Annotated in this window: 8 protein-coding genes and 1 pseudogene; 3 read left to right on the top strand and 6 right to left on the bottom strand. The window is 58.8% G+C overall.

The window, feature by feature from the left end; translation table 11 throughout:
- Positions 1–26: 26 nt before the first annotated feature.
- A complete protein-coding gene (locus ASF58_RS19955) occupies positions 27–1,436 on the bottom strand; it encodes a caspase family protein (protein WP_055956677.1) in 1,410 nt (469 codons plus the stop codon).
- A 677-nt stretch (positions 1,437–2,113) separates the two neighbouring features.
- Here ASF58_RS19955 and ASF58_RS19960 point away from each other — a divergent pair.
- Complete coding sequence (locus tag ASF58_RS19960) at positions 2,114–3,457, top strand: IS1380 family transposase (RefSeq protein ID WP_055956696.1); 1,344 nt, start codon at positions 2,114–2,116, stop codon at positions 3,455–3,457.
- A 421-nt stretch (positions 3,458–3,878) separates the two neighbouring features.
- Here ASF58_RS19960 and ASF58_RS26240 read toward each other — a convergent pair whose 3' ends face one another.
- From ASF58_RS26240 to ASF58_RS25355, 3 genes and pseudogenes are all read right to left on the bottom strand, one after another.
- Positions 3,879–4,385 (bottom strand): hypothetical protein, encoded by a 507-nt coding sequence (locus tag ASF58_RS26240; protein WP_156375812.1) that lies wholly within the window; start codon positions 4,383–4,385, stop codon positions 3,879–3,881.
- Positions 4,386–4,421: 36 nt separating this feature from the next.
- The gene (locus ASF58_RS26245) at positions 4,422–5,492 is read right to left on the bottom strand and encodes a hypothetical protein (RefSeq protein WP_156375813.1); all 1,071 of its coding nucleotides are present in this window, start codon (positions 5,490–5,492) and stop codon (positions 4,422–4,424) included.
- Positions 5,493–5,796: 304 nt separating this feature from the next.
- A pseudogene (locus tag ASF58_RS25355) lies at positions 5,797–6,131 on the bottom strand (transposase); the annotation flags it as partial.
- A 302-nt stretch (positions 6,132–6,433) separates the two neighbouring features.
- Here ASF58_RS25355 and ASF58_RS19975 point away from each other — a divergent pair.
- Positions 6,434–7,018, top strand: a complete 585-nt coding sequence (locus ASF58_RS19975; RefSeq protein WP_055956683.1) for a helix-turn-helix transcriptional regulator — start codon at positions 6,434–6,436, stop codon at positions 7,016–7,018.
- Entirely contained in the window at positions 7,011–8,246 is a 1,236-nt protein-coding gene (locus ASF58_RS19980) for a HipA domain-containing protein (protein ID WP_055956687.1), read from the top strand. Before ASF58_RS19975 ends, ASF58_RS19980 begins: the two co-directional genes overlap by 8 nt.
- An 89-nt stretch (positions 8,247–8,335) precedes the next feature.
- Here the strand turns inward: ASF58_RS19980 and ASF58_RS19985 are convergent, their stop codons facing one another.
- Complete coding sequence (locus ASF58_RS19985; protein WP_055956690.1) at positions 8,336–8,674, bottom strand: hypothetical protein; 339 nt, start codon at positions 8,672–8,674, stop codon at positions 8,336–8,338.
- Entirely contained in the window at positions 8,671–9,780 is a 1,110-nt protein-coding gene (locus tag ASF58_RS19990; protein ID WP_055956693.1) for an IS5 family transposase, read from the bottom strand. Before ASF58_RS19990 ends, ASF58_RS19985 begins: the two co-directional genes overlap by 4 nt.
- Positions 9,781–10,274 lie beyond the last annotated feature (494 nt).

A 10,274-nucleotide genomic window follows, 5' to 3' on the forward strand; every position in this document is an offset into this window, starting at 1 on the left:
CGCTTGCGCCATCACGCGCAGGCTGCCTAACCTCTCACCCCAGATGGACCAGAGCCTCCGCTCCTGAACACCGCTGAATGTCCCAAATCATCTGACGACGGACAGGGGCCAAGCGTAACAACTTCTTCGACCTTTACGGTCGTACCGGAGGGAACGGTCGCCACCTCACGTGCGGACGCCGAAGGGAACTCGCGAGCCGACAGCGCCGCTGTCAAAGTCGTGGAACCGGCGCTCAGCAACACGTCTGCGCCGATCTTGGCTTGCACAACCTGACTGATGCCGGCATCGGATCCGGGGACGGTGGCGGCAGCGGTGGCGGCTAATGCGGCGGCAGTGACCTCCGTCGTCACCGTTGACCTACGCGGCAACGAGAAGGGGCCATCGAAACGGGTTACGGGGGTCGCTTGGCTGCCGCGGCCGGTCCATGCTCGTTCAAGAGCCGTAGGAAGAACCTTCGTCGAAGGTCGCTCCTTGGTCCCGTGCTCCTTCAGCCACAATCTCGCCGCGTCCGCGTAGCGACTCGTCGAGTAGAAACTCAGAAAAGCCTCGACGTCGACGGGTACCTTAGATCTCAAGGCCGCTTTCCAAGCCTCGAGTTCTAGCGCGAGTATTCTCTTGGACGGCATGAAGTAGATGTAAGAGGAGTTTGAATCCGTCCGCCATGGTGTCTGCTGATTGCTCGTGTCCTTCGTCTTGTTCAGGACGAGGAAGCGGACCCGCATGAAGAAATCGCTGAGTTCCCTGTCCTCGACTGGGGCCGTCTCGACGACGGCCTCGGTATAGGTACTCATGGCACCGGGCTCACTGCTGCCGAAGGATATGCCGCCTTCCTGCGTAGCGAAGCCGAGCACGACGTTGGTGTCGTCGATGCGCTCATGGCCCAAGCCCTTCGGTACGAGGACCGGCGTGTCCGAGTCAGGTTTTTTGATGAGCGCGCCTATGTTTCGACAGGCATCCAGCAACATGAGAACGAAGCCCGGATTTCTCGCGGTCGTGAGGCGACGCAGCCCCTGGACGGATAGGAAATGATCCGAGATTTCGCCTTCCGGCACCGTCGGTGGGAAACCTGTTGTCGCCAGGTAGTTCTCACCCCCGTAGGACATCCCGTGTCCTGAGAAGTACAGGACAGCGAAATCGCCGGGACCGATCTTCGACAGGAAGCGGTCAAAGTAGCGCACGTAGAACGTGTCGACGTCCTCGACGTTCATGGCTTCGATGACCTCGAAGTTGAGCGAGCGGAGTAGCTTCGTCATCCGCTCAGCATCGACTTTCGCGCTCTCTATGGGCTCGGCACTGGCGTAGATGGAATTGCCAACCACAAGCGCGATCCGCTTGGTCGGGCGCTCCTTCATGTACTGCGCTTCTTGGGCGATGGCATTCGTCGCCAGGAGCAGCGCGATAGCGAAAACTCTGAAAAGGCAGGAGATGTAGCGCATGGCCGATCACTGAGAACCGTCTACGCAAGATCTCAGGCGATTCGCTCTTTTGTCAACGGTAGACTGCAAGCATCCACTATAGCGATCCGACTCGATAATCTGAAGCGATTCCCGCTTGCATTGTGTCGAAAAGTGCCAACTAGCGCGTTTTGATTCCACGGTTGCCTTCTATGGGAGAGTGTTACGCCGCCAGCTCTGTGGTCGAACTGAGCGAGCGTGAGAACGAATCGATTGAAAAATTTGACGAGCGCGCTCTTCTAACTTCGGCGCGGCCAGTACCGAGATCGATGACGCCCTAAATGACGCAGCAGCTTCGTCCCGCCAGGATCCGACGCCTCCCGTCAATCATGGACCTGCACGTCAGATCCGAGGCGCAGATGACGCGGGCGGCTCGTTCTGCGGTCGCTCCACACGAAAGCGGTCGAAGCAGTCCAGGACCGCTTCCGCCTGAAACAGGCTGTCTTGGTGACGTCCCTGCGTCACGTTGAAACGCGTTCGTGGTCTTGCAGCTTGGGCAGGTGTTTTACGTCCCCATGCACGAAGCTGACCTCTTAGCCCGTCTTATTCATGAGGACGGTGGATCGAAGCTGGCGAGCGTAGCGTAAAGCCTTGATGTGGCTTAGGGATTGGGTGCTGACGCCAAGACCCCAGACCAGATCGAGCTCGCCACGCCCGCCATGTCCGATCCTACGGTGCTCCCGTTCGCGTTTCCATCCGTTCGGGGCAAGAAGCTCACAGCTGCCTTCGATGGTGGACGACTGACCTCGGACGGCGGTGTCCTGCTGCTGGCCCAGGCCGCCCGACGGTTGGGCATCGCCGAGAAGCTCGCTGCGGTGATCCCGGACCGGCGCGATCCGAGCCGGATCGTGCATCCATTGTCCGAGATCCTGCTGGCGCGCATCCTGGCGATTGCCTGCGGTTACGAGGATGCCGACGACCTCGACCACCTGTGCGCCGATCCCGCCTTCAAGCTCGCCTGCGGGCGGCTGCCCGAGAGCGGCGCGGACCTGATGAGCCAGCCTACTGTCTCGCGGCTGGAGAACACGCCGGGCCTGCGCGACCTGATCCGGCTCGGGCGGGTGCTGGTCGACCTCTACTGCGCCAGCTACGCCACGCCGCCCGATGCCGTGACCCTGGACATCGACGACACCTGCGATGTGGTCCATGGCCAACAGCAGTTGTCGCTGTTCAACGCCCACCACGACGAACGCTGCTTTCTGCCCATCCACGTCTACGACACCGCCACCTCGCGCCCGGTGGCGATGATCCTGCGGCCGGGCAAGCCCCCCTCGGGCCGCGAGGTGCGCGGGCATCTGCGTCGTCTGGTCCGGGCGATCCGCCGCCACTGGCCGACGACCGCGATCACCATCCGCGGCGACGGCCATTACGGGCGGCCCGAGGCGATGGACTGGTGCGAGGACAACGGCGTCGCTTACGTCTTCGGCCTGACCGGCACCAAGGCGCTCGCCGCCAAGGTCGAGGATATCGCCGATACCATCCGGGTGGTGCGCGCCATCGGCGACAAGGATGCGGTGCGCGGCTTTGCCGAGACCACGCACGCAGCCAAGTCCTGGCGGCAGCAACGCCGCGTCGCCGCCCGCATCGAGGCGACCCGGCTCGGCCTCGATATCCGCTACGTGGTCACGAACATCACGACCGGCACGCCCGAATGGCTCTACGCCGAACTCTACTGCGCCCGCGGCCAAGCCGAGAACCTCATCAAGCTACACAAGGGCCAGCTCGCCTCCGACCGCACCTCCTGCCGGCATCCAGCCGCCAACCAGATGCGCCTCGTGCTGCACACCGCCGCCTATTGGCTGATGCTCGCCGTTCGGGAGGCCATCCCCATCTCCCATCGCTTAGCCAAGGCCGAGTTCGCCACGATCCGACTGCGCCTGCTCAAGCTCGGGGCCCGCGTCCGTGAGACCGCTGCCCGCGTCCGTCTCGCCTTCGCCGCCGCCTGTCCGGAGGCAGACCTGCTGCGCCACTTGGCGATCACGCTCGCCCCGCCACCGGCCTGAGCGATGGGGCCGAGACGCCCCGACGAACCTAAGCCCGTCCCTCAAACGCCGACAAAACGATCCGAACCCATACGCGTCAAAACAGACGTACGAGCCCGCTCGCCGCCAGTCCAAAACACGTCGCCAGCCAAACCCCGGTGAATAAGACGGGCTAGAAGCCTCCCCTTCCATTCAGGTCGAAAACGATCCTATCGCCCGTCCGATGAATTCCAATACCGGCTTGCTATTATCTTCATAAGTTGAAATTTTCCCCGCCTCTTATCGCGGCGCTGGTAAAGTCCAACACTATGACTCGATCTCCAATATCCAAAAAATTTTGATTAATAAATTCAAATGATACTCATTTAATACTGATACATGAAGGGCCTCCGATTGGAGACCCTTTTTTAATGCGGCAGTCCGTGAACGGCGATAGCGAGGACTAAGGTCTGATTACGCAAGTTCCACATTCAAATCTAACTCTTGGTCGATCATACCGATAATTTCGCGCAACGCTTTCACCTACATCGGGTATGTCGATACCCGCTTGGGGCAATGTGAAGTTCGCGCTAAATTCGTCGAAACTCTCTTGCTCCTGTAAATTCTTGAGATGATCAAGAAAACCTTTAGCCTTTTCTGCTGGGAAAAGTAATAGACCCGCACCGACAGAATTCACAACTGCGGACGCCTCACCAGTTTTGATCTTTTCGACAACTTTTTCAACGACGCGTTGAAGGCGTATCGTTCTATCAGTCCCGAACTCTTTATCGAGAAAATTGGCCACCGCTGGAATTTCGCTTACATCCCTTTGAAAAAGATCTTCGCGAAAATCCGTTGATGCCTTTTCCAAGATTCCGTCATCGTGCAACGCCCCAAGTATTTCGAACAGCCTGCCGATAGACAGCTCGACAGATTTTCCTTCAGGTAAATCTTGGTCGTTTAGAGTCATTACCTATTCTCCAACTGATAGACACCAGCGCTTATTTCAGTTCGGCAGCAAGATTCCTAGATTTTTGGCAACTTGGATCTTTGCCTCTAGATATTCTTTCTCTGGGGCTAAACTAAGATCAACCGTTGCGCTATATTGTATTAGCTTGCGGTTGTCGCCCTGAGGGATAGGACGGTTGAGCTCTATGAGCCTCTGCTCAGCGATTGTTCTGGTTCGTTTTTTATCTTCCAGCGGGAGTTTTATGATGATTCTTAGCGAATGAACATCCGTCCGCTCGTTTCCAAACTTCGTAGCACCAACCTTTGAAATCAGTACGCTTCTTGGACTGGCGTTCCCAGTGAGCCCGAAATTACCACCACCAAATAACTTCGTAGTGAACTTCATGATCTCTTGAGTTGTTGGAAGCCCGCCTCCTTCGCCTACTGCATTCGTAAGCCCCGTCAAATTTCCAGATTGATTTAAGTTCAGAAAGCTCCCAATCATTTCCTGAAGACGGAGTGATCCGGTGATGGGATAGACAATGTTTCCATCATTCGCACTGCGATTAGGATCAACAACCGTATCAGGGTAGTTGCAATATTGACTGTCAAAAAAAGTTATTAGCGGCTCAAAGCTATCTATGGTGTTGATAGTTCGTTGGTTGTTACGATTTAGTGTCGCTGAGGCGCTTAATCCCGCGGAGAAGATGCCCCCGCCAACCGGCCCCAGGAAATCGATACCACCCTCCGCGTTGTTTATCTCCGTCATATCGAAGATGAATTCGGCAGCGATTGCTGCGTCGTTATACCGGTCGATGATTTTAATGGCCTCCGGATGTATGTCGTAGATCTTGAAATACTCGCGAAGGCGTGACCATTTGAGTGATCCGTTGCGAAGACCATATGCAAGCTCAGCATACCGCGGATAAGCCTTAACGATTTCAGGATCGAGCAAGAAGCTGGTCAAATAATTTCGAATACCATCTCGTAATTCACAACGAACCTTTGCCACGATTTGCGTCGTATTTAGACCGGTATTGTCTTCGGGGAGCGGATGCGGATTACATGCCGCAGCGACGCCCCCCAACAAACCAATCACCAACAATGATCGCATAAATTTTTTTGCCATTTTCCGGCCTTCTCAAACGGCGAAGTCAGACATATGGGCTGCCCGAAGCAGCATACCGCTATAAAATGCAGTCTGTTACTTCATTGGATCAACTTGCCGGTGAGCTGGCAATATGGCTCATACCTTCAGGCCCCAACAACTTAACGAACTTACGTTATGTTGCATAAAAGCGACAACCTCTAGAGGCGCTTATTCAACCCGGCCAGCGTCATCGCGAATGCACCATCCTAAGCCGATTCGCCTGCGGCTCCCTGAGAATGCATCACCATGCTTGTAGGTCCAGCTGCGTCTCGCTCTTGAGTTAGACGAACCGCATGGTTGGTCGTGTCGCGGCCTCAGCAATCGCCTCCGCATCGCGGTCGTCGGTCTTCTGCACCTTGACGTAGGGCTGCACGTACTCGGGTGACATCAGCCGGATCGTGTGGCCCTGTGCAGCGAGCGTGCGACCGAGGAAGTGCACGCCGGGAGCCACGCCTCCATCGCAATGTTGCAGGTCGGCAGGCTCGCCGCGAAGGCAGTTACTGCCTCGCGCGTCATGCGTCGCCGAAGCACGACGGCTCCATTCCCGTCCAATCCCGCCAAGCTGCAGGTGTTCTTGCCCAGGTCGATCCCGAGCACGGCGATGGGTGTCTTGATCATCGGTCCTCTCCACCTGTTGCCGACAGCGTACCGTCAGGACATCAGGGGCGGGCCATCCCACAAAGCCTTCCTCACCCGCTTGGCAGAGATCGCGCAGGCCACGGGCGGCAAGCCGATAGAGATCTAGTTCTGCGATGAAGGCACGTAGCCCTACGCTGCCAACGCGGCCGACAGTCGATCTGCGAATGCATATAAAGCGACGAGATTGATCTGCGATTGCATATCCAAACTTGCCCTATAGCGGCCTTTCTGATATGTAGATACATATCAATTAACTGTCACGATATGCGGGGGCGTATCATATGAATTATGCGACCGAAGAGCTCTTGAAAGAGCTTAAAGCTGCTCGAGACAAGGCAGGCCTCAGCCAGCGCGATCTGAGCGCGAAGATCGGCGTTCCCCAGAGCCACATCTCGAAGATCGAGAACGGCGGGACGGACCTTCGGCTCTCGAGCTTGGTCGAGATCGCACGGGCCCTTGACCTCGAGCTCAAATTTGTTCCACGCAAGCTGATGCCTGCCGTAGAGGCGATCGTACGCAATGCCTCTCCGACGCCAACTTCAGAGGCCCGTTACCGCACAACAGTCTTATCGCGCCTACAGACGGCACTTGCAAAACTCGCCCAGGTGGAGCCAGAAAATTCTGAATTGCGCAGACTGGAGCAGATCCTGCGCGAGCTCGCGAATTTCCAGCTTGGCCTCCCAGAATTCAGCACGATTCAGAACGCGACTGACAGGCTTCGCAAAGCGGGCCAGGGCCGGGAAGCCCGCCAAGCGATCCATCATGCCACTGAGCAGCTGAGAGGGTTGCGCAACCGTATCGCCCACGCCCTGCCGGAGCCGCCGCGTCCCGCCTATTCCCTTGATCGGGAGGAGGACGATGCCTGATGTCTCCGTCCTGGACGTCCTCCTCTACGAAGAGCCGATCGGCACCCTCACGCTTGTACAGGGCAGCCGCACCCTATTCGCTTTCAACCAGTCGTACATCGACGATCCCGAACGGCCGGTCCTCAGCCTGTCGTTCAAAGACCAGTTCGGCCAACTCCTGACGGACATCCCCACCACACAGACGACCGTCCCGCCCTTCTTCTCGAATCTGCTACCGGAAGGGCCTTTGCGGGACTATCTGGCCCGTCAGGCCGGCGTGAACCCAAAGAGGGAGTTCTTCCTGCTCTGGATGCTGGGCCGCGATCTGCCCGGAGCGATCACGATCCGGCCTGCGGATGGCGAGGCTTGGCCGCCAGGTCTCGATAAGGGCACAGATGAGGAACGCCAGACGCGACAACGGAACGTCCTTCGCTTTTCGCTGGCTGGTATCCAGCTAAAATTCTCCGCGGTGAAGAACGGCGGGAAAAATGGGGGGTTGGCCATTCCCGTCGAAGGCGTCGGCGGCTCATGGATCATCAAACTCCCGTCCGAGCGGTACACGGGCGTCCCAGAGAACGAATTCTCCATGATGACCCTTGCCGGCCGCCTTGGGATGGATGTGCCGGATCTTGAGCTGCTGGACCTGGACTCCATCGACGGCCTTCCGGCGGGGATCAGTCAGCTGACTGGGCCGGCCCTTGCCGTCCGCCGCTTCGATCGCTCGCAGGCGGGTCCTGTCCATATCGAGGATTTTGCGCAGGTCTTCGGAATCTGGCCTGATGACAAGTACAAGCGTGCTAGTGCTCGCAACATTGCGAACGTGGTCGGTGGAGAAGCCGGCGACGCTGCAGCTGCAGAATTCATCCGCCGCTTGGTATTCAACACGCTTATTGGCAACGCTGACATGCACGTTAAGAACTGGTCCCTAATCTACCGTGACCGCCGAACTGCCACGCTCGCGCCAGCCTATGATTTCCTATCTACCATCCCTTACATCCCTGACGAGCTCGCAGCGATCAAGTACGCCCGTACAAAGCGGATGAGCGAGCTGTCCTTCGACGAGCTCAGCTATCTCGCTGCAAAAGCGAGACTTCCGGAAAAGCTTGTCCTCGACACTGCCGCAGAGACGGTCGAGCGCTTCCAAGAGGCGTGGGCAGAAGGAAAGAAGGACCTCCCACTGGCAACAAACGTCGTGCAAGCAGTTGAGACGCATATGGCGGGACTTGAGCTCCTCAACGATCGGGCATAGTCCTTTTCGGTGAGGCCTAAGCATCTGATTTTATTATTAAGTTTTTTAGCCGCCGAATGTTTCGAAGGTAATCTGTGTTCGATTTGCCGCTAGCAGAGTGTTGAAGAAGTCCGCCATCGGCGGGCAATGAAGGGGATTTCGTTGCCGCCGTGGACGCGGATTTCGCCGCGAAGCGAGCCGTCGGCCTGGACCTCGGCCGATCCGGAGCCGCAGATCGCGTCGCCCTCGTCGTTGCCGTTCCAGTCGAACGCGACGGTCGCGCGCTCACCCTGCCGGCCGGCGCCGCCGGCGAAGGCCCCGGTGACACATCCGAAGGCGAACTCACCGCAGCCGTTCTCGAAGAGGATGTAGGCCGGCTCGACCATGTCGGCGTAGTCGTCCTCGTAGCCGCGCAATTCGAAGATCCGCCACTTGCCCAAGACGCTCACGCCGCAGCCGCGAGCAGTTTGGGCAGGCGGACCAGATTGTAGGCCTCCGCCGTCAAGGCGAAGGCCCATCCGACCTTGTCGCGGCCTATGAAGCGGGTCTTGCGCAGGCCACCGACGGTCTTGATCCAGCCGAAACCCTCCTCGCTGCGCTTGCGGATCTTCTGGCTCCTGCCGTAGCCGGCGTGGCGGGTGGTTCGTTCATCGATGGAGGAGCGGCGGCCGTTGGTGTTCCGGGCCACATGCGCGCGCACGTTCATCGACCTGAGTTCGTTGACGAAGTCCTCGGCATCATAGGCCTTGTCGCCCCTCAGCGAGATCGCCCTGGGGCGATCTGCTCTTGGTTCGATCATCGACAAGGCCGAGATGCGCTCGGCGTGGCCGTCCGCCGAGGTTAGGCGGGTGTCCACGATCAGGCCCGAGCGGTTCTCCATCAGGGTGTGGCCGATGAAGCAGAGCCTGGCCTCCATTCTCGGACCCTTGCGGTAGAGGCGGGCTTCTCGGTCCGTGGTGCTCGCGTGGATCTCGTTCGAGCGCGTCTGCCCCCGGAAGTCGACCTCGGCGTTGCGCCCGCCGGCGGACGGCGGCGGGTCTTCGCCTCGACTGTCGCGATCCTGGTCCTTGGGCTTGAAGCTCTTCAGAGACGCCCAGGCCTCGATCAGTGTGCCGTCGACACTGAAGTGGTCGCTGGACAGGAGCCGCTTCACGCGGGGCTGAGCCAGCACGGCAGCCAGGAGCTGGGCGGCGATCTCACCGGCCAGGAGCCGGTCCCGGTTCCGGGTGAAGCTCGAATGATCCCAGGTCGGATCGTCGATGCCCAGCCCTACGAACCAGCGGAACAACAGGTCGAACTCCAGCCGTTCCATCAACTGCCGCTCCGAGCGGATCGAGTAGAACGCTTGTAGGAGCATGGCCCGCAGCAGCATCTCGGGCGGGATCGACGAACGACCCATCCGGGCCGCATAGAGCGTCGAGAACGATCCGCTCAGGGCCGCCAGCGCCTCGTCAGTCAGTTGCCGGATGGTCCGTAGAGGATGATCGGACCGGACCCGAGCCTCCAGGTCCACATACGAGAACAACGCCCCCGAACGCCGATCCGAGCCCCGCATCTGCCTTCCCCAACGACTGACAGGGAGCAGTAAATCATGCCAAGCACCGGCACGCCACGGACTTCTTCAACACCCTGCTAGACGTTGAGGCGCCTCACCTTTAGATATATACGTCTGTCGGGCGTGATACTCGACGTGTCAGTGGAAGCAAGACCGGATGGATGGCAGCCCTTCCACGTTGCTGTGGCAGCCTGGCATCTCTCAAAAACGTGGGATAGCGGTCCATGGTAAAAAGAAACTGGCTCCGCTCGCCCGCTCCGTGGCGAAGCTAGTCTTCGCTCGGACGTCACGTGTCTTCAAATTGCGGAGCTGATCCGATTGCCCTCGTTCGGGATGACGTATCTCTCGCCCGACGCGATGCGGGAGGCCCGGAAATTCATGGCATCGGACTGTCCGTCGTCAGATGATTTGGGACATTCAGCGGTGTTCAGGAGCGGAGGCTCTGGTCCATCTGGGGTGAGAGGTTAGGCAGCCTGCGCGTGATGGCGCAAGCG

It is taken from the genome of Methylobacterium sp. Leaf125 (genome assembly GCF_001423085.1).
Lineage (GTDB): Bacteria > Pseudomonadota > Alphaproteobacteria > Rhizobiales > Beijerinckiaceae > Methylobacterium.